The sequence below is a fragment of the Terrimonas alba genome, assembly GCF_042434975.1.
GTDB lineage: Bacteria > Bacteroidota > Bacteroidia > Chitinophagales > Chitinophagaceae > Terrimonas_B > Terrimonas_B alba.
Genome location: NZ_JBHMQM010000001.1, coordinates 1,102,438 through 1,126,595, shown reverse-complemented (window position 1 = coordinate 1,126,595; position 24,158 = coordinate 1,102,438). Strand labels below are relative to the sequence as shown.

At 42.8% G+C, this 24,158-nt stretch carries 12 protein-coding genes; all 12 read left to right on the top strand.

Annotated features, from left to right (window positions below):
• Positions 1-26 precede the first annotated feature (26 nt).
• The 12 genes from ACFEL9_RS04400 (at position 27) to ACFEL9_RS04345 (ending at position 24,020) form a co-directional block, all read left to right on the top strand.
• Entirely contained in the window at positions 27-1,490 is a 1,464-nt protein-coding gene (locus ACFEL9_RS04400; RefSeq protein WP_385886469.1) for a cellulase family glycosylhydrolase, read from the top strand.
• Positions 1,491-1,611: 121 nt separating this feature from the next.
• A complete protein-coding gene (locus ACFEL9_RS04395) occupies positions 1,612-5,148 on the top strand; it encodes a T9SS type A sorting domain-containing protein (RefSeq protein ID WP_385886467.1) in 3,537 nt (1,178 codons plus the stop codon).
• A gap of 279 nt (positions 5,149-5,427) precedes the next feature.
• On the top strand, positions 5,428-7,029 hold the full coding sequence (locus tag ACFEL9_RS04390) for a GH39 family glycosyl hydrolase (protein ID WP_385886466.1): 1,602 nt from the start codon (positions 5,428-5,430) through the stop codon (positions 7,027-7,029).
• Positions 7,030-7,161: 132 nt separating this feature from the next.
• Positions 7,162-8,988 carry an alpha/beta hydrolase-fold protein gene (locus tag ACFEL9_RS04385; protein WP_385886465.1) on the top strand — a complete coding sequence of 609 codons (1,827 nt, stop codon included), beginning with the start codon at positions 7,162-7,164 and terminating at the stop codon, positions 8,986-8,988.
• A 272-nt stretch (positions 8,989-9,260) separates the two neighbouring features.
• The gene (locus tag ACFEL9_RS04380) at positions 9,261-11,192 is read left to right on the top strand and encodes a glycoside hydrolase family 97 protein (protein WP_385886463.1); all 1,932 of its coding nucleotides are present in this window, start codon (positions 9,261-9,263) and stop codon (positions 11,190-11,192) included.
• A gap of 31 nt (positions 11,193-11,223) precedes the next feature.
• Positions 11,224-13,176 (top strand): sialate O-acetylesterase, encoded by a 1,953-nt coding sequence (locus ACFEL9_RS04375; protein WP_385886461.1) that lies wholly within the window; start codon positions 11,224-11,226, stop codon positions 13,174-13,176.
• Positions 13,177-13,218: 42 nt separating this feature from the next.
• Positions 13,219-14,856, top strand: a complete 1,638-nt coding sequence (locus ACFEL9_RS04370) for an alpha-L-fucosidase (RefSeq protein ID WP_385886460.1) — start codon at positions 13,219-13,221, stop codon at positions 14,854-14,856.
• Between the two features lie 128 nt (positions 14,857-14,984).
• Positions 14,985-16,121 (top strand): acyltransferase family protein, encoded by a 1,137-nt coding sequence (locus ACFEL9_RS04365; protein WP_385886458.1) that lies wholly within the window; start codon positions 14,985-14,987, stop codon positions 16,119-16,121.
• A 160-nt stretch (positions 16,122-16,281) separates the two neighbouring features.
• Positions 16,282-16,749 carry a DUF1565 domain-containing protein gene (locus ACFEL9_RS04360; RefSeq protein ID WP_385886608.1) on the top strand — a complete coding sequence of 156 codons (468 nt, stop codon included), beginning with the start codon at positions 16,282-16,284 and terminating at the stop codon, positions 16,747-16,749.
• Between the two features lie 10 nt (positions 16,750-16,759).
• Complete coding sequence (locus tag ACFEL9_RS04355) at positions 16,760-18,841, top strand: alpha-L-fucosidase (RefSeq protein ID WP_385886457.1); 2,082 nt, start codon at positions 16,760-16,762, stop codon at positions 18,839-18,841.
• A gap of 203 nt (positions 18,842-19,044) precedes the next feature.
• The gene (locus tag ACFEL9_RS04350) at positions 19,045-21,018 is read left to right on the top strand and encodes a glycoside hydrolase family 97 protein (RefSeq protein ID WP_385886456.1); all 1,974 of its coding nucleotides are present in this window, start codon (positions 19,045-19,047) and stop codon (positions 21,016-21,018) included.
• Positions 21,019-21,449: 431 nt separating this feature from the next.
• Positions 21,450-24,020 carry an alpha-L-arabinofuranosidase family protein gene (locus ACFEL9_RS04345; RefSeq protein WP_385886455.1) on the top strand — a complete coding sequence of 857 codons (2,571 nt, stop codon included), beginning with the start codon at positions 21,450-21,452 and terminating at the stop codon, positions 24,018-24,020.
• The last annotated feature ends 138 nt before the right edge of the window (positions 24,021-24,158 follow it).

Here is a 24,158-nt window from a genome sequence, read left to right as displayed (position 1 = left end):
AATTTAAAAAAAACTAATCTGCATCTATGAACACAAAAAAAATGACAATGGCCGGAAAATTTACAATGATGGGATTGCTGATTGTACTTTTTTTTACGAACTGTAAAAAAAAGGATACGGTTACTCCCCAACTTTCTGCTTCTCCGACCTCAATTGATCTTCCTGCAGAAGGAGGAACAGCAGACCTGGCGATCAACAGTAATGCACAATGGAACATCAGCAACCTTGCTTCATGGCTGCAGTTAAGCAAATCATCAGGCAATAGCGGGAGCAGCACCATTCAACTAACTGCGACGTCTAATGAAACCGGTAGCACCCGTTCTGTATTCTTGTCAGTAAACGCTGAAAACGGACAGGCAAGAAGAGTTAAGGTTTCGCAACCCGCTACCATCTATCCATCTTACAACACATCTCCCAAAGCCCCTGATTCAATAGGAATGAGCACTGCTGTGCAATTAGCAGCCAAATTTAAATTGGGATGGAACATTGGTAATACCCTGGAAGCTTCGGGTGGCGAAACGGGGTGGGGTAATCCTGCCATTACGGAGGACTACATAAAGTTTGTAAAACAACAGGGATTTACTGCTATTCGCCTTCCATGCGCATGGAACTGGCAACATTTAAGCGACGAAAAAACAGCAAAGATAGATCCCGCCTGGCTCAATAGAGTTAAAGAAATTGTTGGATACTGTGTAAACAATGATATGTACGTTATGCTCAACATTCACTGGGACGGTGGCTGGCTGGAAAATAACATCACGAAACTCAAGCAAGATTCTGTCAGTGCTAAACAAAAAGCATTGTGGGAGCAAATCGCTACAACCCTGCGTGATTTTGATGAGCATCTCATGTTTGCCAGCGCTAACGAACCGGCTGCTGATAATGCTGAGGAGACGGAAATTTTAAAACAATATCACCAGGTCTTCATTAATGCTGTTCGTTCTACAGGTGGAAGAAACAGCCACCGGGTTCTTATTCTCCAGGGACCAAGTACATCGGCAACATTGACAACTGATTTGATGACCACACTTCCTAATGACCCGGCGGCCAACCGCCTGATGGTTGAAGTGCATAACTATACACCGTCACAATTTTGTTTCCTAAGTGAAGATGTGAGCTGGGGTAAAATGGTGTACTACTGGGGCAGCGGGAATCATTCAACCATTGAACCAGATCGTAACCCAACTTACGGAGAAGAGGACGCCCATATTGCTGACTTCAATAAGATTAAGGAAAAATTTGTTGATAAAGGAATCCCGGTTATAATGGGTGAGTATGGCGCTTACAGGCGTGATAACTCTGCTAATGTTCCCAAAGATTTGGCCCTGCATAACACCTCTGTGGACTATTGGATAACTTTTGTTACCAAAGAAGCATTAGCCCGTGGAATAAAACCTTTTTGGTGGGATACAGGCGGTGCTTTGGACAGGAGTAACAATACAGTAAAAGATCAGCGTACTATTGATGCGCTTATGGCAGGAGCGAAATAGAGATAGCCCGGACCAGCCCGGATACAGGGCCGCTGGTAAAGGGATGTCTCCAGCGTTTTTCGACTTGCCTTTTGTCATCTGTAATTCGATAACCTAATTTATAACTGAAAAACTAACGACTATGCCGCATTTTCATTTATTCAGTTTCTTGTCTGCTAAAGTATCCTCACAGTTCAGGAAAAAATCACTTGCCTTACTATGTTTATTTTTTTTAGTTAATCTGTTTCAGGACTATGAAGTAAAGGCTCAAACCTCAGGTTATACGTGGAAACACGCACCTATTGGCGGTGGCGGATTTGTAACCGGCATCGTTACCCACAAAACATCGGGCGATAGGTATTGCCGCACCGATGTAGGCGGTGCTTACCGCTGGGATGCCACGAACAATAAATGGGTTCAGTTGCTCGATTGGCTTGGCGATTCACAAAGTGACCTTTATGGAGTTGAGGCCCTGGCGCTTGATCCGCAGAATGCCAACAATATTTATATGCTCTGTGGAACCAATTATATTGGCACAGGAAAGTCGGCTATATTAAAGTCCACCGATAAAGGAAATACTTTTACTTATACAGACCTTACCAATACGTTTAAAGTGCATGGAAATGGAAGTGGGCGCGGTAACGGTGAACGATTGGCAGTTGATCCCAAAAATAGTAATATATTATTCTGTGGCACAAGGGCGAACGGATTGTGGAAGAGTACAGATGCCGGCGTAACCTGGAGCCAGACCTGGAGCGATGTAACTACCACTGCCAACGGCAACGGTATTTGTTTCGTGCTTTTTGACCCTTCAAGCAGCGTAGTGAATGGAGCAACTCAAACCATTTACATCGGTGTTTCCCGCACCGGAGGGGCGACTCTCTACAGGAGTACAAACGGGGGCGCCAGCTTTACCGATATTTCCCCGACCACCAGTTTTATGCCGCACCGGGCCGCATTGCAGGGAACTACCATGTATGTTACCTATTCAGACAATGAAGGTCCGCAATCAACTAACGGAGATGGAAAAGTATATAAGCTTAACACTTCTACCGGTGTGTGGACAAACGTTACCCCTGTTAGTTGGAAGGACCATTCATACGGCGGAGTAAGTATAGACCCAACTAATGTAAACCGGGTAATAGTTTCTTCCTGTGGCAGTTATACTAACAACCAGTTTGGTACCGGCTGGGGCGACTTCGTTTTCCTCACTACCGATGGCGGATCGACCTGGACGCTTAAAAACGGCACCAATGCCACCTATGATGCTAATGGCATGGGATGGTCTTGCTGTGGCGCCGTTAACTGGATGGACTGTATCGAGTTTGACCAGGCCAATGTAAACCGGGTGCGGGTAATCGGCGGAGGCGGCGTATATACCTGTCCTGATATCACCGCCGCAAATTGCTCCTGGAAATATGATGTGATCGGCATTGAAGAAACCGCCTTGCTCGACGTAACAAGCATTCCCGGCGGTTCGGTTATCTCTTCTTTCGGCGACGTAACCGGCTTTGTGCATGAGCCGCTGACTGCTGTTCCGCAGGCAAGACTTTCTCCTACCGATGGGAATAACCAAAGCATTGCTTATGCGGCCGGCAACACAAACAGGGTAGTAAGAGCTTCTAACGGGGGAAACGTTGTTTACTATTCCAATGATAAGGGCGCTACCTGGACGGGAGCCTCTACCAATATGGGTACAGACGGAAAGGTTTCCATCAGTGCCGATGGAGGCACTATCCTGCATTGCCCCGGAAGTTCTTCAACAACCTACTATACCACTAACAACGGAGCCAGTTGGTCGGCCTGTTCGGGTGTATCCGTCCAATATGCTGCTCCGGTGGCTGACCAGGTAAATGCAAATTATTTCTACATATTCTCGCCGAGAACCGGGGAGTTATTCAGAAGCACCAATAAGGGAGTCAGTTTCTCCCTGGCAGGCACGCCGGGCGCATCAACTGCGAATTATCCATGGGAACCAGCCCAGATGCGGACAGTGCCGGGCTTTGAAGGTCATGTGTGGGTACCGCTTTTCTTCAATGGATTAAAATATTCAACCAACGCCGGGGTGGCTTATACAACTGTTTCCAATGTAACTTATTGCAAAGCCATTGGAATAGGAAAGGCGATGCCCGGAGCCAGCTATCCAACTGTTTTCATCTGGGGAACGGTGTCAGGCGTAACAGGCCTTTTCAGATCAACAGATCAGGGCGCTACCTGGCTCAAGTTAAATGATGACGCCCATCAGTTCGCAGGCGCGCCATTGCTCGCTGGAGACATGAACGTTGCCGGAAGGGTATTTATGAGTGCCGGCGGCGGAAGAGGTTTAATTTATTGGGAGCCTGCCGCCTGTACGCCTACTACAATCACCCCATACGTACAAGTTAATGGCGGAACATGGCAGCAGACAGCCAATGCTTCTCTCACTACTGGTGACACGGTGATGTTTGGCCCACAGCCTGCCGAGGGAGGATCATGGAGCTGGAGCGGTCCGAATAACTTTAGTGCTACTACACGTGAAGTATTCATTTCGAATATCCAGGCCAACCAGGCAGGGAGCTATGTGGCCACCTACACCAATAGCGGAGGATGCCAAAGTACGCAGACTTTTAACGTCACGGTGACCGTTCCCTGTACACCTACTACTATCACTCCGTACGTACAGATTAATGGCGGTGCGTGGCAGCAAACCGCCAATGCTTCTCTGACTGCAGGCGGCAGTGTGCAGTTTGGCCCTCAGCCTACGCAGGGAGGATCGTGGAGTTGGAGCGGACCGAATGGTTTCAGTGCTACCACACGTGAAGTAACCATTTCAAATATCCAGGCCAACCAGGCAGGGAACTATGTGGCCACTTACACCAATAGCGGAGGATGCCAAAGCACGCAGACTTTTAACGTCACAGTGACCGGCTCCATACTGAGACAATACTGGACAGGAATTAACGGAACCGCTATCAGCAACCTGACCTCCAATACCAATTATCCAAACAATCCTACGGGTAGCGGGCAGCTCACCAGCCTCGAAGCCCCCACAAACTGGGCGGATAACTATGGAACCAGGATTCGTGGATATATCCATCCTACTGCAAGTGGAAGCTACACCTTCTGGGTAGCGGGAGACGACAACACGGAATTATACCTGAGCACCAGCGACAACCCCGCTAGTGCATCAAGGATAGCCTACGTGAACGGATGGACGAATTCGAGAGAATGGAATAAGTACAGCACACAGCAGTCTGCTGCCGTTAACCTGGTTGCAGGGCAGAAGTATTACATCGAAGTACTTCACAAGGAAGGAACCGGTGGAGATAATGTAGCTGTAGCCTGGCAGGGTCCCGGCATTACACAACAGGTAATCGCCGGAAGCTATCTCTCTCCGTTCATTCCGGGAGGAACTGGTTCCAGAATGTCATCTGCTCAGGGAACAGCAGCCAACATTAATCAGGATGCCATTAGCCTGTATCCGAATCCCGCCAGCGAGGGAAGGTTTACGATTCTTCTTCCGGAAATTTCCGAAAATGCCGTCGTGAGAATTTATGATAACCTGGGCAGACTGGTTTACGAAAAGACCGCTCAAGGCGATAACAAGATCGAGATCAATTCGCGGCTTAAGGCAGGACTCTACATTGTCAGGATAGATTCGCAAACAGTTAGTTTCACTAAGAAGCTCATCGTTAATTGACAAATCTTTCATTAGTTATTGGGAATGCTTCGCTGGAGCATTCCCAATTTCCTGCATAGTCGACGAGCAAATTATTCTATAAAGGTCAGCGTATTATTGATGCATTTAACGCAGGTGCGAAATAAAATAGGGCGAAAATTTTCCGGCAATCAGATTGTCCATTTTATGGGATGAGATTGTTATGGTTCTCCGTAACAATCTTTTTCAACAAAGCAACGCATTGTATATGCTTTAAGAGTGTCGTATTAATCTTAATAAGATTTATTAAAAAAAATCAGGATGAAAAAAACTTTTCTGTTATCAGCAATCTTATTTTTTTCAATTTCAACAAAACTACTTGCTCAGAATTCTAAGCGTTCAAAACAAAATAAGCCCCCGGTACAGGAAAGGGTAATAAGCGTTGACTTCAGTAAATCATCAAATGCATTAAATACTTTTTTCAAAGAATGTGTTGGTGCAGGCAGAGCGAATGAAGGATTAAGAGCCGACTGGCAACAGCAACTGGCTTATGTAAAAAAAGAATGCGGCTTCAAATACATCCGCATGCATGGTTTGCTAACGGATGACATGGCTGTTTACAAAGAAGACAGCAAGGGAAATCCTGTGTACAACTACATGTATGTGGATGCTTTGTTTGATTTTTTGCAAAGCATCGGGATGAAACCTTTTGTTGAACTGGGATTCATGCCGGGATATCTTGCCAGCGGCAACAGAACAATCTTTTGGTGGAAAGGCAATGTCACTCCTCCTAAGGATTATGATAAATGGGGAGCATTGATCAAAAATCTTACCGAGCATTTTACCGAACGTTATGGCGCTGACGAGGTAAAGACATGGTATTTTGAAGTATGGAATGAACCCAATCTTACGCCTGGTTTTTGGACGGGAACACAGGAAGAATATTTCAAACTTTACAAATACACCGCACAGGCAGTTAAAAGTGTAAACAAGGAATATCGTGTTGGTGGGCCTGGTACAGCCGGAGCAGCATGGGAGCCGGAAATGATAGCTTATTGTCATAAAAACAATGTGCCAATCGATTTTGTAAGCACACACTCTTATGGAGTGAATCAGGGATTTCTGGATGAATATGGAAATTCAGGCACCGTGCTCGCTAAAGAAGAATTTGCAGTAAGCGGCGATGTGCTGCAATCACGAAAAGAAATTGCAACTTCTCCGATACCTAATCTTGAATTACATTATACCGAGTGGAGTGCATCTTATACTCCCGCAGATCCTATTCACGACAGCTATCATGAAGCTTCCTATGTGCTGCAAAAAATGAAGCAGGTGGGTCATGCTGCCAACTCCATGTCGTATTGGGTATTTACTGACATATTTGAAGAACCAGGCCCCCGCTTTGAACCTTTTCACGGCGGCTTTGGCATGTTGACCATACAAGGCATTAACAAGCCGGTGTTTTATGCTTATCAGTTTTTAAACAGGCTTGGAAATATTGAACTCGTAAATAATGATGCTGCATCCTGGATCTGCAAAGATTCATCCGGAAATATACAGGCATTGGTTTGGGATTACACTTACACTATTCCAGATTCCACCAATAACCAGCAGTATTTTATCCGCGACCTGCCATCCAGGTCAAAAGGAAAATTGAAGATCAATATGGCAAACATTCCCAATGGTAATTATGCTCTGGAAGTTTATAAAGTTGGTTATCGTAACAATGATGCATACACCACTTATCTCGATATGGGAGAGCCACAGCAACTTACAAAGCAACAAGTGGAGCAAATCAAAAAGCAAAATGATGGTTCAGCAATTTTGAAAGAAATCATTACTGTAAAGAATGGAGTTCCGTTTTCAAAAGAGCTGGAAATTCGTGAGAATGATGTTTTCTTTTTAAATATTATAAAACTGTAAATGCTATCGCCTGTTAAATTACACCGTTCCAATTAAACGCAGGAGAAATCAGTTTGAAGGTTTTATCGGATACTAAACGGCGAGGTAATATGCTTAAAAATTAAAGAATAAGGTAATTAAAGGAGGTATCGAATGTTTAAACAAATATATGCTGTTGCGCAAATTGGTATTTTAAGCTTTGCTTTTTTGGCTGGTCCTGGTGCCTTGGCACAGGAAAACCCATCTATTAAATTGGGAACGGATGATAAGCCAGCCTTTGACAACCCACCTGCCGGGTTCAGGGACAAGCGGGATAATATTGTTCACGGTGCTATTGCTACTGTTCAGTATGATTCCAAATCGCTCTCTACACGACGGGAGATGCTCGTTTATACACCTCCCGGTTATTCGCCCAACCGAAAGTACCCGGTAATTTATTTACTGCATGGTCTCAATTCCGGTGCCGGTCAATGGCCGTACTGGGTCCGTGCTGATAATGTCATCGACAACCTGCTGGCCGACGGTAAAATCGAACCTGTGATTATGGTTTTCCCTAATTGTAATACCAACGTAACTGTGTCCAATCCCAAACCTGATGAACAGGAAGAGCGAAAAGACGGATTTAAAGGTTATGGCAAATCTTTCGAAAACGATTTGCTCAACGATATCATCCCTTACATCGAATCTCACTATTCGGTTTACACCGACCGCAAACATCGTGCACTCGCAGGGTTGTCCATGGGTGGTGGCCAATCCCTGAATATCGGCCTTTCGCATATCAATTCTTTTGCTTATGTCGGTGGATTTTCGTCAGCCCCGAATACCCATGAATTCGGGGGACTATCCGACACCAAACTGTTACCGGATTTGATGGCGGCTAAGGAACAGCTCAAACTACTCTGGCTTGCCTGTGGCGATAAGGATAGGCTGATCGGTGTCAGCCAGCGTGTGCACCAGCACCTCAAAGAACAAGCGGTGCCGCATGTATGGCATGTGGATGGCAATGGTCACGATGATACCGAGTGGGCCAATAATCTGTATCTTTTTGTACAGCATATTTTCAGATCACGCAAGAGAAACGAAACATCACCGGCAAACCTTTCAGCGCAAACAAAGATCATTTCGCTGTGGGAAGGCAAAGCGCCTAATTCCATAGCTAATCCCACTATGCAACAGACTATCGATTCTGCCGATGGCTGGGTGAAGATGAAAAATGTTACCGAACCAACTTTAGAAATATTTCCTGCTCAGAAAAGCAAAGCAAACGGAACAGCTGTAATTATTTGCCCCGGCGGCGCTTATTCGGCGCTGGCAATAAATCACGAGGGGTACAATGTGGCCCGTTGGTTAAATACACTTGGTGTTACTGCATTTGTGTTATACTATCGCTTGCCCGACGATGCAACTGCTACCGATAAAACAATTGTTCCGTTGCAGGATGCCCAGCAGGCGATAAGGCTGGTGCGGAGACAAGCAATAAAATGGGATATCAATCCTTCAAAAATAGGGGTGCTTGGTTTTTCTGCCGGCGGGCATGTGGCCAGTTCGGTTTCGGTGCATTATAATGACGTCGTTTACAAAACAACCGATACAACAAGTGCCCGGCCCGATTTCTCTATTTTAATTTACCCGGTAATTACAATGGATTCAGCATTAACCAATACATGGTCCCGGTATAATTTGTTAGGTAAAACGCCATCTGAAAAGTTGGTACAATATTTTTCAAACGAATCGCAGGTAAATAGCCATACACCGCCGGCGTTTTTAATTCATTCTATAGATGATGATGCGGTGCCGGTAGCCAACAGTATTCATTACGCAATGGCGCTGCACCAAAACAATATTCCCTGTGAGCTGCATTTATATCAAACAGGGAAACATGGCTATGGTATGGGCCGGTCGACTAATACGGAAACCACATGGACGGGTGCATGTGAAAAATGGTTGAAGATGAACGGGCTGATGAATAGAATAAAATGAATAATGAAGAAGGATAAAGATAAACTCAGATAGTATTATGATTCGGGATGGTAATACAAAGTAAAAATGAAAAAATCTCTCTTATCAGTTTTATTATTAATTGCAATTAATTCACTTAGCCGTACGATATGCGTGGGCCGATAACCCGGATTGTAATCTTATTAATTCTGAAGGTTTGCCTGCTAATCCTTTCAGAACGGATGATTGGAAAGCCCTTACGCAAAACTAAAATCAAAGTTCAACCAGCACTATAATAATTCTTAAAGAAAAAAATGAAAACGAAAATAATTGTAACTGTTTGTATCCTGTTTTGTCATTCACTCTTCGCCCAGGTTGTTAAACTGGAGAGTCCGGACAAATCTATTGTACTAAATGTATTCTTATCGGCTTCAGGAGAAATTCAATACGGGGTAAAAAAATCCGGCATAAACGTCATCAAACCTTCGGCTTTAGGAGTGATGATGAAGGGGCACGATTTTGCACAAGGCATGAAATTGTTGACGACATCAAAACCGGTGCGTATAACAGATAGTTACCAAACTAAGAACGCAAAAAAAAGCAGCATCGTTTACCAGTCCAATCAATTGGTGCTGTCTTTTACTAATGAAGAAAAGAAAAAAATGGAAATCATTTTCCGGCTGTCCAACGACGGCGTGGCGTTCCGTTATTCTTTTCCCTGGATAAAAAATAATGAAACGATCATTAAAGAATATTCCTCATTTGCATTTGACAAAAAAGCAAGAGCCTGGTTGCAACCCATGAGTGAAGCAAAAACAGGCTGGCAGAAAGTTCATCCGTCTTATGAAGAACATTATTTGCAGGACATTCCTGTTGGCACAGTGTCGCCGTTAAAGTCAGGCTGGGTGTACCCTGCATTGTTCAAAACAAATAATACATGGGTGCTGATCACTGAAGCAGCGCTTGACGGTACTTATTGCGGCACAAGATTGACCAATGATTCTGCGTCGTCTGTTTATTCAATCGGGTTTCCCGATCCAAGAGAAGTTTTTACAGGCGGTGGTTATCTGCCAGAAAACAACAAGCCCTGGTTTACACCGTGGCGCATTATAACAATTGGAAGTTTGAAAACAATTGCAGAATCAACCTTGGGTACTGATTTGGCGCCAAAAGCTACTGCAAAAGACCTGTCATTTATTAAACCGGGCAAATCATCGTGGAGCTGGATCAACAGTAAGGATGATATGATCGTTTATGATGAACAAAAAAAGTATATCGACTATGCCGCTGATATGCATTGGCAATATTGCCTGGTAGATGCAGCCTGGGATAAGAAGATTGGTTATGATAGCATAAAAATTCTCAGCGATTATGCTGCTAAAAAAAATGTCAGTTTGCTTTTATGGTACAATTCAGCAGGCGATTGGAATACGGTAACATATAGTCCAAAAGATATGTTGCTTACAAAAGAAGGAAGAGAAAAAGAGTTCAGTCGTATTCAGGCATTAGGCATTAAAGGTGTAAAGATTGATTTCTTTGGTGGCGATGGACAAAGTATGATTCAATACTACATTGATATTTTGAACGATGCTGCAAATTATAAGCTGCTTGTAAACTTTCACGGCGCTACATTGCCAAGAGGCTGGCAGAGAACATATCCTCATCTTATGACAGCCGAAGCAATTTATGGAATGGAGATGGTAACATTTGACCAGAATGCAGCCGATAAACAAGCCAACCATTGCGCTATGTTGCCGTTCACAAGAAATGCCTTCGATCCGATGGATTTTACGCCCATGAATCTTACGGGACTTACATCATCTAATAGTATCAGGAAAACCACTCCCGCCTTTGAACTGTCCCTTTCTGTTTTATTCCTATCCGGCATACAGCATTTTGCCCAGGGACCGGAAGGAATGGTGAGGGTTTCAAATGATATAAAATCTTTATTAAAAACACTTCCTGATCATTGGGACGACGTAAAATTTTTGGATGGCTATCCCGGGAAATACGTAGTCATTGCCAGGCGCAGCGGTAATCGCTGGTACATTGCCGGTATAAATGGAGAGGCAACAGAAAAGAAAATAAATCTTGACCTTTCTATATTCAGGAAAAGCAAGGCAACTCTGTATACAGACGGTACAAAAGGTGAACTGTTTTCAAAAGCAGTCCTGAACACAACAAAGCAAAAGAAATGTGATCTTACCCTGAATGGAAAGGGTGGATTTGTAATGGTACTTGAATGATTTTAAAAACAAACGAATAAAATAAAATAAAATGAGATTCCGCCTGCAAGCATCGTTGCTGTTTCTTATAATATTTCTTCTTCAAACATCTGCTCATGCTCAAATCAGTTTACCCAAAGTATTTGGGGATAGCATGGTTTTACAGCGGGGCATCAAAATTCCCATTTGGGGAAATGCCGCACCGGGTACATTGATCGTTGCAAAACTTGGAAACGTGCAGGCTACAGCAAAAGCTAATCAGCAGGGGAAATGGCAGATTAAGTTCCCTGTATTTAAAGCAGGCGGACCTTATGCACTTGAAATTGCAGAATCAGGAAAGCCGGGCTCTAAAATAGAACTGAAAGGAATTCTCATTGGCGATGTATGGCTTGCTTCAGGTCAATCCAATATGGAATGGCAGGTACAACAGTCTTTAGACGCTGCTAAGGAAATTGCAAATGCAGATTTTCCAAAAATTCGTTTTCTCGTTGTTAAACACGATAATCAATTAAAACCTCAACGGGATATACCTGCTGGTAAATGGAAAGTTTGTGATGCGGCAAATGTGAAGGATTGGTCGGCGGTTGCGTACTTTTTTGCCCGTAAAATTCACCACGATCAAAATGTTCCGGTTGGTATTATTCAAAGCACCTGGGGTGGCACAGCAATAGAATCATGGACAAGCAGAGAGATGCTGCTTACTTCGCCCATTACCAGGGCAAGAACGCTTATCACTGATACACTTTCTGCAAGTCGGGAAGATGTTATTCAGGACAGTCTGAACCAGATACGCTTCTGGGAAATAATATATAATCCGCAAAATAATGCGGATAAGTTAGTTCCGGCTGCGGAATTTGATGATGCCGGCTGGACAGCAATTGAAATGCCCAATTTGATAAAAAATTTTGGAATCGGTTCTTATGAAGGAATGGTTTGGTTAAGAAAAAAAATCACCTTGCCTGAATCTTTTGATCAAAAAGAACTAACCATCAGCCTTGGTCATCCGGAGATGAACTATTCGCTTTACTTTAATGGCCGGGAAATTTGTAAAAATGTTTGGTATTCCAATCCAACGCATACTTATACCATTCCGGCCAACCTGGTAAAGAAGGGAGAAAACATCCTCGCATTAAGAATGGCTATGTTATGGACTGGTGGTGGTTTGAATCCGGCAGATGGTATTTTTATTACCGATGGTTCATCTGAAATTTCTCTAAGCGGTAAATGGTTATATAAAAAAGATTTTGAAACCGCACTCCCTAAAATGCGCAACTATCAGCATAACCCTGCTGTGATTTTTAATAACATGATCTACCCGGTTATTCCTTATGGCATCAAAGGATTTATCTGGTACCAGGGCGAATCGAATGCAGCAGCGGCTTATGATTATCGAAAATTATTTCCCATGCTGATTGCAGACTGGAGACAACGCTGGCAGCAGGGCAATCTTCCGTTCTTGTTTGTTCAGTTGGCCAATTACATGAAAACAAAACCGCTTCCATCAGAAAGTGAATGGGCAGAATTGAGAGAAGCACAAACACTAACGTTATCGCAACCCAACACGGGTATGGCCTGCACAATTGATATTGGTGAAGCGGCTAGCGTTCATCCCGTAAACAAACAGGAAGTGGGCCGTCGGTTAGCTTTAATTGCCAACAAACTTGTGTACAAACAGAATTGTATTGCATTCGGTCCAACGTATAAAAGTTTCCGGAAAGATGGCAATCGTATCCGGATCGGTTTTACCAATACCGGTAAAGGCCTTTCAACAAAAGATGGAAAAGAATTGACAGGTTTTGCCATTGCCGGTAATGACAAACAATTTTATTGGGCAAAAGCAATTATTGAAGGGAATGAAGTTGTTGTTTATGCTGATAAAGTTGTTGAACCTGTGGCTGTGCGTTATGCCTGGGCTGACAATCCTGTATGCAATCTTGTAAATTCAGAAGGCTTGCCTGCTGTGCCTTTCAGAACAGATGAATGGAAAGGAATTACTCAAAAATAAAAGCAAAGTTCAACGAGCACTATACAATTCTTAAAAGAAAATATGAAAGCGAAAATAATTTTTACTGTTTGTATCCTGTTTTGTCATTCACTCATGGCCCAGGAAAATTTTCCGTCTCCTGTAAGTGAAAATAAGGAACCTGTTGAAAAAGGAAAATTTAAACCTGAATGGCAGTCGTTGCAGGAATATAGAGTTCCTGAATGGTTTAAGAATGCAAAGTTTGGTATATGGGCTCACTGGGGGCCACAGTGTCAACCCGAACAGGGCGATTGGTATGGCAGGTTTATGTACGACGAGGGTAGTGAACCATATAAATGGCATGTAGCGCATTACGGCCATCCTTCAAAAGCCGGGTTTAAAGAAGTGATTAATGACTGGAAAGCTGAAAACTGGGATCCGGAAAAACTGGTGGCACTCTATAAACGTACAGGCGCACAGTATTTCTTTGCAATGGCCAATCATCACGACAATCTTGATTTGTGGGACAGTAAATACCAGGAATGGAATTCAGTTCGTGTCGGTCCCAAAAAAGATATTATTACTGCCTGGGCAAAAGCAGCTAAAAAATACCAGATTCCCTTTGGGTTAAGCGTTCATGCTGCGCATGCATGGACGTGGTTTGAAACAGCTCAGCGATCAGATAAAAGTGGAGCGTTAACCGGCATTCCCTACGATGGAAAACTTACAGCCGCTGATGGCAAAGGAAAATGGTGGGAGGGGCTTGACCCGCAGGAGTTGTATGCACAAAACCACAACCTGAGTGAGGGAAGCGAAGACATTAAATCTTTGTGGAAACAGTGGTATTGGCAGAACGGCGCTTCGATTCCTTCACAGCAATACTGCCAGAAGTTTTACAACCGTACTATGGATCTGATCAATCAATACAACCCTGACCTGCTTTACTTTGATGATTCAGGTCTTCCTCTTTACCCTGTAAGCGACGCCGGTTTAAAGCTTGCTGCACATTATTACAATCATTACATAGCAACGCATAATGGAAAATTGGATGCGGTGCTGTTTGGCAAAGTGCTTACCGACGAACAAAAAAAATGTATGGTTTGGGATGTAGAACGTGGTGCGCCTGACAAAGCGCAGGCTTTACCCTGGCAAACATGCACCTGCATCGGGGACTGGCATTACGATAGGGCTGTGTACGAGCAAAACCGTTACAAATCGGCAGCAACCGTTATCCGCATGCTCGTAGATATTGTCAGCAAAAACGGCAATATGTTGCTGAACATCCCTGTTCGTGGTGATGGTTCTATAGATGAGAAAGAAATAAAAATATTAGAGGACATAACAGCATGGATGGATGTGAACAAAGAAAGCATTTTTGATACACGTCCCTGGAAGATTTATGGTGAAGGACTTGCAGCAGATGCTGTTAATCCCCTGACTGGATCGGGTTTTAATGAAGGTAACGTGCAGTTATCAGAAAAAGATATCCGCTTCAATCAAAAAGGCAAAACACTTTACGCAACTGTGCTTGGTGTTCCGTCGGGAGATGTGCGTATAAAATCGCTTGGAAAGAATAATCATGCACTAAAAATTAAAAAAATCTCGGTGCTTGGAAGCAGGGAAAAGCTTTTTTGGAAACAAGAGGCAGTCGCCCTGGTAATTGAAAAACCAAAAGTGATTCCGAATGATATTGCGGTTGTGTTTAAAATAGAATGGAAGTAGATCGCCTTGTAATATCATTTTACTTCGGAAAACCTGAAATACAAAATATCTCGGTCAGCTATTTAACAATGAATCGAAAATCCTTTCGACTTTCTAATAAGAATTAGACCCTGTAGCAAAACTGCCTTATGATCCCAATAAGATATTACAAACCTGAATTAGACCTGCTTCGCTTTTGTGCATTTCTATTTGTGTTCTTCACCCACCGAATGGACCTTGCCCCAATTAATCCGACACAATATTATTGGGGGCACCATATTAGTTTGGTTGGCGTTTTTGGCGTACCACTCTTCTTTTTTCTCAGTGCATTTTTAATTACAGAATTACTCACTAAGGAACAAGAACAATTTGGAAAAATCAGTATCAGATCTTTTTACATAAGACGCATACTTCGTATTTGGCCATTGTATTTTGCCTTCTTTTTTGGAATGGTATTAGTCATGCAGTTTTCAAATAAATTCGGGCATGTTTCACCGGGAACACAACTTGCATTCAGTTTATTTTCCGGCAACTGGTATATTAGTTTTAATGAATGGCTGTCGTCTTATCCTATTAATCCGCTTTGGAGCATTTCTGTTGAAGAACAACTTTACATTTTGCTTCCATTAGTAGTATTTTATACAGGCAAAAGAGGGCTAAAGATTTTTTCATTTCTGGCACTCCTGGCAGCTTACGCCACTATTATTTACTATGCCCAAAAACCCACAAAAGGATTTAGCAGCGAGTGGACGAACAGCTTTGTACACTTTCAATTTTTTGCAGCAGGAATTCTTCTCTCCGTTTATTTCAGGGGCTGGCAACCAAAATGGCACTTCGCTACCCGGATTGTACTATTTATAGCAGGATTAGTATGTTGGTTGCTGGCCTCAATTGTTTGTGGAATTCATGCAGATGCCCCACACCTTTCAACTATGTCACAAGCCATTTGCGGCTGGTTTTTAATACTTGTAGGAGTCGTAATGTTTTTTCTGTCATTGTATGGGGCTTCGTCAAAATATATGCCACCTGCATTGGTATATCTCGGTCGCATATCTTATGGGATGTATATATTTCATATCACCATGTTTTGGTTGGTGTATCAAATATTTAAAGATGAACTGGCGTTTTTTAGTACCATGATTGGCTTGCATGAATGGAAAAACAATGTTGGCTTTATTATCGCTTTCCTTGCCACGGTAATTATATCAGTATTGTCCTATAAATTTTTTGAAAAACCATTTCTAAAGTTGAAAAGGAGATTTACGTTTATTCCTTCAAGGGACTAGCAGGGCCTCTGTCTTTTTGCAAGGCAAATAAACATCAGCTGTATTAAATACTTTCTTCAAAGAATGTGCAGGAAGTGCCAACGAAGGATTAACAACCGACTGCCTAAGGCAACTGAAATTGTTCTCAATCTGAATAAATTGCTGGTTATTTGTTTAAGGAATTTTCAAATATGAATGGGATCAGAAAAATATTGATTGTAATTGCGGCCCTGTTGCCGGTAGTATTGTTTGCGCAAACAAAATTTTTATTTCTCCCAAAGGTAATAATGCCAACGAGGGAACACAAGCCAAACCCTTTGCTTCAATAGATAAAGCACTGACAGCAGCAAAGAAAAAGTCAGGTTCGGTAACAGTATATCTTTTGCAGGGAACTTACTACTTAAAACAGCCTATTGTTTTCACTGCTAAAGATTTCGGAGAGGAAAACAAACGTTTACTCTTAACCAATTTCAACAATCAGAAAGTTACCATCAGTGGCGGAGTTCCTTTGAAGTTGCAATGGAAAAAATACAAAAACGGAATATGGCAAGCCTCAATAAAACAAGACCTCATTTTTGATGAGTTGCTTGTGAATGGTCAGTTGGTGAGATTGTTATTAAATTTGAATTTTTTACTTCAGTGCGAATAAATAAAAGAGAATGATGAAATACTTTTTTTGTGGACTTGTTCTTTCCATCTGCACAATCGGCATTAATTATGCCCAAACAAAAGCTCCCGTACCGTTTGGCCCTGTGCCATCGGCCAATCAAATGCGATGGCAGGAAATGGAATATTATGCTTTTGTTCATTTTTCCTTAAACACTTATACCGACCAATCGTGGGGCTATGGTAATGAAGATATCAACCTGTTCAATCCTGAAAAACTGGATTGCCGCCAATGGGCACGTACCTGTAAGCAAGCCGGTATGAAAGGTATAATCATAACCGCAAAGCACCACAGCGGTTTTTGTCTCTGGCCTTCAAAATATACAGAATACTCCGTTAAAAATGCTCCCTGGAAAAATGGCAAAGGCGATATCGTTCGTGAAATGGCCAATGCCTGTAAAGAATATGGTTTGAAGCTGGGTATCTATTTATCTCCATGGGATAGAAACCATCCGGATTATGGCAAACCGGAATACATTACTTACTTCAGAAATCAACTCACCGAACTGCTAACCAACTACGGACCTGTTTTCGAAGTATGGTTTGACGGCGCCAACGGAGGTACAGGATATTATGGCGGTGCCAATGAAAACCGCAAGATAGACCGCACTACTTATTATGATTGGGGTAATACCTATAAGATGATCCGCAAGCTGCAACCCAACATTGTGATATGGAACGATGGAGGTGACAGAGGTGATCTGCGTTGGGTTGGAACCGAAGCGGGTTATGTTGGTGAAACAAACTGGAGTTTACTGAATAAAACAGGCGAGGTAACGTGGAATATGCTGCACTTTGGCTTGGAAGATGGCAATGCCTGGGTGCCTGCCGAAGTAAATACTTCCATCAGACCCGAATGGTTTTACCATCCCGGCGAAAATGAAAGAGTAAAAACAGTGCCGCATTTAATGGAGACTTACTACAATTCCATTGGCCGCAATGGCACATTACTCCTCAATTTCCCGATTGATACCAGGGGATTGATTCACGAGAATGATGAAAAAGCAGCTCTTGCTTTTGCCGATGCAGTGAAAAAAGCATTTGCAGTAAACCTTGCTTTAAAAAAGAAAGCAACCGCTTCAAATATTCGGGGCAAGGCAAAACAATTTGCAGCAGCAATGGCAATGGATGGCGATAAAAATACTTATTGGGCTACAGATGATAATGTAAAGCAGGCTTCGTTAACAATAGATTTTCGCAAGCCAACAAAATTCAACCGTTTTTTGGTACAAGAGTATATTCGGTTAGGTCAACGGGTAAAAGCATTTACCGTAGAAGCATGGGTTGATGGCAACTGGAAAGAGTTAGCGAAAGCGACTACTATTGGCTATAAACGTATCCTTCGTTTTCCCAGTATCACGGCCACAAAAGTTCGTTTCAATATTACCGATGCAAAAAGTGTCCCTGTAATTTCCAATATCGGCATTTATAATGCCCCGCAAATACTTACTCCTCCTTCCATTATCAGGAATCAGCATGGCGAAATAAACATCATACCAGCCGATAAAGAATCAGAACTGTATTATACGATGGATGGTAGTGTGCCTACGTTGACATCAAAAAAATATTCAGGCCCCGTTACCACCGGGGGTAAAGTGCAGGTACGTGCTATCGCTTACGAACCTGCATCGGGCAAAAGCAGTCCTGTAACAAACGAAAAATTTGATATTTCCAGGAAAGGCTGGAAGATTATAGGAATTGAAGATGAAAAAGCAAGAGCTGTTCTGGATGGCGACCCATCAACTGCCTGGCACCAAAGCAAAGACAAAAAAATGCCGGTTGATCTGGTGATTGATTTGGGCAAAGAAGAAATGCTGGCTGGCTTCAGATATTTGCCCGACCAAAACATTTGGAATCCCGGCATCATCAGCAACTACGAGTTTTATATATCGAATGATAATGCAGAATGGAAGCTGGCCGATTCAGGAGAATTCTCCAACATCAAAAACAATCCATTGTGGCAGTCAAAAAGCTTTTCACCGGTAAAGGCCCGCTATATCAAATTTCGTGCTTTGCGAAATATTGATGGCAACGATGAAATTGGATATGCTGAAGTGGATGTGATTACAAATTAATTTGCCTTTGAACGGGGATAAAAAAATATTTTATACAACGCTTTTTTTGTTTCTGCCAAGCACCGGCGTTCTGGAATGAACCAAACCGGTCACTTGGTTTTTGGACAGGAACTCAGCAAGAATATTTCGGTGGATATCCGGAAAATGATGTTTTATTTTTGAATTGATAAAATTATAAAGCCTTGATGATTTTAAAGATGAATATGAAAAATACCATTCTTTTAGTTTTAGCCCTCGTTGGTATCAACATATGGGCATATTCCCAACCTGCTATTTCAATGCATAATCAGTTACAGGCAAAGCAGGTTGCTCAACTGGAAAGTCCCGACAAATCTGTCGTACTAGATGTATTCTTGTCTGCTACAGGTGAAATTCAATACAGGATACAAAAATCTGGGATAAGCGTCATTGAGCCTTCTGCTTTGGGAGTGATGATGAAGGGGCACAATTTCACGCAACGCATGAAACTGATCACGATTTCAAAACCTGAGCGGATAACGGATAGCTACCAAACGAAGAATGCAAAAAAAAGCAACATTCGATACCAGGCGAATCAATTGCTGGTGTCTTTTATCAATGAAGAAGAGAAAAAAATGGATATCATTTTCCGGTTATCCAATGACGGCGTCGCATTCCGCTATTATTTTCCCTGGATAAAAAATAATGAAACGATTATTAAAGAACATTCCTCATTTGCTTTTGACAAAAGCACAAGAGCCTGGTTGCAACCCATGAGTGAAGCAAAAACAGGTTGGGAGCGTTGTCATCCCTCTTATGAAGAGTATTATTTGCAGGACATTTCTGTTGGCACAGTGTCGCCTTTAAAGTCAGGTTGGGTGTACCCGGCATTGTTCAAAACAAATGATACATGGGTGCTGATCACTGAAGCAGCAATTGACGGTACTTATTGTGGCACAAGATTGACCAATGATTCTGCGTCGTCTGTTTATTCAATTGGATTTCCCGATCCGAGAGAAGTTTTTACAGGCGGTGGTTATCTGCCAGAAAACAACAAGCCCTGGTTTACACCGTGGCGCATTATTACCATTGGCAATTTGAAGACAATTGCTGAATCCACATTGGGTACTGACCTGGCGCCGAAAGCTATTACGATAGATCAATCATTTATCAAACCGGGCAAAGCATCGTGGAGCTGGATCAACAGCAAAGACGATATGATCGTTTATGATGAACAAAAAAAGTACGTTGACTTTGCTTCAGCAATGAAATGGCAGTATTGCCTTATTGATGTGAACTGGGATACAAAGATTGGATATGATAAGATAGCTGAACTGGCAAGGTATGCAAAACAAAAAAATGTCGGGTTGATATTATGGTACAACTCTGCAGGCGACTGGAATACGGTAACATATCATCCCAAAGACGTATTACTGAAAAAAGAAGGAAGAGAAAAAGAATTCAGTCGCTTGCAGGCAATGGGCATTAAAGGTGTAAAGATTGATTTCTTTGGTGGCGATGGTCAGAGTATGATTCAATACTACATTGATATATTGAATGATGCTGCAAAATATAAGCTGCTTGTCAACTTTCATGGCGCTACACTGCCGCGGGGCTGGCAAAAAACATATCCTCACCTTGTGACTGCTGAAGCAATTTATGGAATGGAGATGGTTACATTCAGCCAGGCGGCGGCGGATAAGCAAGCCAATCATTGCGCCATGTTGCCATTTACAAGAAACGCATTCGACCCGATGGATTTTACACCTATGAATCTTACGGGGCTAACCGCTTCAAATAGTATTAGAAAAACTACTCCCGCTTTTGAACTGGCTCTTTCCGTTTTATTCTTATCCGGCATACAGCATTATGCCCAGGCGCCTGAAGGCATGGCGAAGGTGCCCAATGATGTGAAAGATTTTTTAAGAACGCTTCCTGACAACTGGGACGATGTAAAGTTTCTGGATGGCTATCCCGGGAAATATGTTGTTATCGCCAGGAGGAGTAGTAATCGCTGGTACATTGCCGGTATTAATGGAGATACAACTGAAAAGAAAATAAGTTTTGACCTTACCTCCTTTAAGAAAAGCAAGGCGACTCTTTTCACAGACGGTGTAAAGGAGGAGCTGTTTTCGAAAACGGTCCTGAGCACCGCAGCACAAAAGAAATGTAATATTACTTTGAATGTAAATAGTGGATTTGTAATGGTGCTTGAGTGATTAAAGACTAATACAGGGGCCTTCGGCATATTTCAAAATTTGTGCAGTTTCTGTATTCATTGCTAAAAAGTCTGATTTGAATAAAGGCTTCTCTTACCAGAGAATGAAAGAATATTGATGAAATCGTAGTATAATTGGTCGCGGCGGAATCTCCGAAGTGGAAATAAAGGATCTGTTGCGGGAGCTCTGCATCGACGAACTTGCGCTAATACTAAACCTCATCAGGATAGGAATAAGCCCGGGGACTTAAATCTGACTGTCGCTGGATTAAATCCGGGGTGGCCTACAGCCAACAGGAATGAACCAACGTACGTGAAACTTTCTCCACCCTAAGTATAATTTCTGTTTTTAGCACCGATATTTACCGCACCAAAAAACCAGCGGCTGTTTATTGGACATTAAAAATGAAATTTTAAAACGTAGAGCAGTACATGAAGAAATTTTTTTTATACATCAGTGTTTTTGTATCAATAGACTTTGTTGCGCTGGCCAACGAGCCAGACTCTGTTTATCTTTTTTCTTACGCAACCGAAAAAAACAATAATCACAACGGGTTGCATTTTGCCTGGAGCGTTGACAAAATATCCTGGCATAGCATCGGAAATGAGTTCTCTTACCTGAAATCGGATTATGGGCGTTGGGGTGCTGAAAAACGAATGATTACCCCTTACCTGGTGCAAGGTCCCGGCGGTGTTTGGCAATGTGTGTGGAGTTTGAACGAAAGAGATAAGGTTTTTGCACACGCCTCTTCACATGATTTGGTTGACTGGAGTAGGCAAAGTTACCCCGCGACGAAAATTGGAACAAACGTTCTTCGCCCGGTAATCTGGTATGATAAAATAGCAAGCAGCTATACCATAACCTATACAGATGTTAGTGGCAAGTACTACCGTGTTGCAACGAAAGATTTTAAAACCTACAGCGACGTAACCGAAGTGTCAGCAACCGAATACAAAAATACCAGTGTTACCGTCCCATTGCCCACTGGTAACGCTACGGGTCAATTGTATTACGTGGCGTGGTCGGTGGTGGATAAGCTGATCAGGGAGGCCGATTTGCAGCAATATAAAAGCAGGTTATACAGCGAATCAGCAAAAGATGATGCTGCGCGGTTTGCCGGCCTTCAAACGGTGAATGCAAGTATCACCCTGCAAGCCGGACAAGCAAAACCAATAAGTGATATGCTGCTCGGCATATTTTTCGAAGACATCAATTACGCAGCTGATGGCGGGCTTTATGCAGAACTCATTCAAAACCGCGATTTCGAATATGTGCCAGGAGACAAAGAATATCGCGACAAGACTTGGAATCCGACGCATTCGTGGACACTGAATGGAAAGGGTACCACCTTTACGATTGATAGCATTTCACCTCTTCACGTTAACAATCCGCATTATGCGGTGCTGCAGACGCAGGCACATGGAGCGTCTTTGGTAAACGAAGGCTTCGACGGCATTGCCTTGAAAAAAGGCGAGGCTTACAACCTGTCGCTTTTTGTAAAGCGATTGGAAGGAAAGGGTGGAAAGTTGCTGGCTCGTTTAGTCAATAAGAAAGGAGAAGTGCTGGGACAGGCAACGATAGATGTGTCGTCTAAAGAATGGAAAAAAACAAAGGCTGTTCTGACAGCATTAGCTGATGCCAGTGATGCAACACTTGAATTGCAGCCCTTGTCTCCGGGCCGGTTGGCACTGGACATGATTTCGTTGTTTCCACAAAAAACATTCAAAGGCAGAAGCAATGGACTGCGTTCCGATTTAGCAAAAGTAGTCGCAGACCTCCATCCACGTTTCATTCGTTTTCCAGGCGGGTGTGTGGCGCATGGCGATGGCCTCGCCAATATCTATCGCTGGAAAAATACCATTGGTCCGTTGGAAGCACGGATCCCCCAGCGAAATCTTTGGGGTTACCACCAGAGTGTTGGCCTGGGTTACTATGAATACTTCCAGTTTTGTGAAGATATAGGAGCGGAGCCGTTGCCGGTAATTGCAGCAGGTGTTCCGTGTCAAAATTCCGGTACAGGAGGAGCGGGACAGCAGGGTGGTATTCCAATGAAAGAGATGGATGAATACATACAGGATATATTGGACCTGATAGAATGGGCCAACGGTGATGTGAATACAAAATGGGGAAAGTTGAGAGCGGCGGCAGGTCATGCAAAACCTTTTAATTTAAAATTCATCGGCATTGGTAATGAAGATCTGATCACCGATGTTTTTGAAGAGCGGTTCTCGATGATCTATAATGTTCTTAAAGAGAAACATCCTGAAATAACAGTGATTGGAACGGTCGGCCCTTTTTATAAAGGAACAGATTATGAGGAAGGATGGGAGATCGCAACAAAGCTAAAACTCGCGATGGTTGATGAGCATTACTATGAAAGCCCGGCATGGTTTGTACACAACCAGGATTTTTATGACCGTTACGATCGTTCCAAATCAAAAGTGTACCTGGGTGAATACGCTTCCCGCGGCAATACGTTGTACAATGCGCTTGCGGAAGCCCTTTACCTGACGTCGCTGGAGCGAAACGGTGATGTGGTTCATATGACATCGTATGCGCCGTTGTTGGCAAAAGAAGGTCATACGCAGTGGAACCCGGATCTGATATACTTCAACAATACCGAAGTAAAGCCAACGGTTAATTACGAAGTGCAGAAACTTTTTAGCAACCATGCCGGCAATGAATACCTTCCCGCCGCCATCAAGCTTTCAAACAACGAGGAAGCCGTAAGAAAACGTATTGCTTATTCCATTGTGCGGGACACAAAAACAGGAGATGTGATTATAAAAATTGTGAACCTTTTGCCGGAAACTGTCAACGCTTCAATTGATTTGTCAGGTATTTCAATTCCCGGCACAAATGCGAAGAAGATCACGTTGAAGGGAAGTTGGGATGATAAAAGTGCAAAAGCAGGGGAAACGGAATGTTTGGTTTCAGAAAAGTTTACTTCCGAATTGCCGGCATATTCATTCACAGTAGTTCGAATGGGGTCAATTCGATAATTCAGAAGAAAAAAAAGAATCAGGCGAATTGATATAAATGCATATCATTTTTTTTCAATTGCTGATATCATTGCGAATACAATCAACTTCAATGGTCAGTGTCGTATGAGCGATTCAACTTTGAAAATAAAATTATTA

Bases quoted from the DNA above. Each gene is read 5' to 3' on its own strand.
- ACFEL9_RS04370 (WP_385886460.1), top strand. From the start codon at position 13,219: ATGAAAGCGAAAATAATTTTTACTGTTTGTATCCTGTTTTGTCATTCA.
- ACFEL9_RS04375 (WP_385886461.1), top strand. From the start codon at position 11,224: ATGAGATTCCGCCTGCAAGCATCGTTGCTGTTTCTTATAATATTTCTT.
- ACFEL9_RS04380 (WP_385886463.1), top strand. From the start codon at position 9,261: ATGAAAACGAAAATAATTGTAACTGTTTGTATCCTGTTTTGTCATTCA.
- ACFEL9_RS04365 (WP_385886458.1), top strand. From the start codon at position 14,985: ATGATCCCAATAAGATATTACAAACCTGAATTAGACCTGCTTCGCTTT.
- ACFEL9_RS04355 (WP_385886457.1), top strand. From the start codon at position 16,760: ATGATGAAATACTTTTTTTGTGGACTTGTTCTTTCCATCTGCACAATC.
- ACFEL9_RS04350 (WP_385886456.1), top strand. From the start codon at position 19,045: ATGAAAAATACCATTCTTTTAGTTTTAGCCCTCGTTGGTATCAACATA.
- ACFEL9_RS04390 (WP_385886466.1), top strand. From the start codon at position 5,428: ATGAAAAAAACTTTTCTGTTATCAGCAATCTTATTTTTTTCAATTTCA.
- ACFEL9_RS04385 (WP_385886465.1), top strand. From the start codon at position 7,162: ATGTTTAAACAAATATATGCTGTTGCGCAAATTGGTATTTTAAGCTTT.
- ACFEL9_RS04345 (WP_385886455.1), top strand. From the start codon at position 21,450: ATGAAGAAATTTTTTTTATACATCAGTGTTTTTGTATCAATAGACTTT.
- ACFEL9_RS04400 (WP_385886469.1), top strand. From the start codon at position 27: ATGAACACAAAAAAAATGACAATGGCCGGAAAATTTACAATGATGGGA.
- ACFEL9_RS04395 (WP_385886467.1), top strand. From the start codon at position 1,612: ATGCCGCATTTTCATTTATTCAGTTTCTTGTCTGCTAAAGTATCCTCA.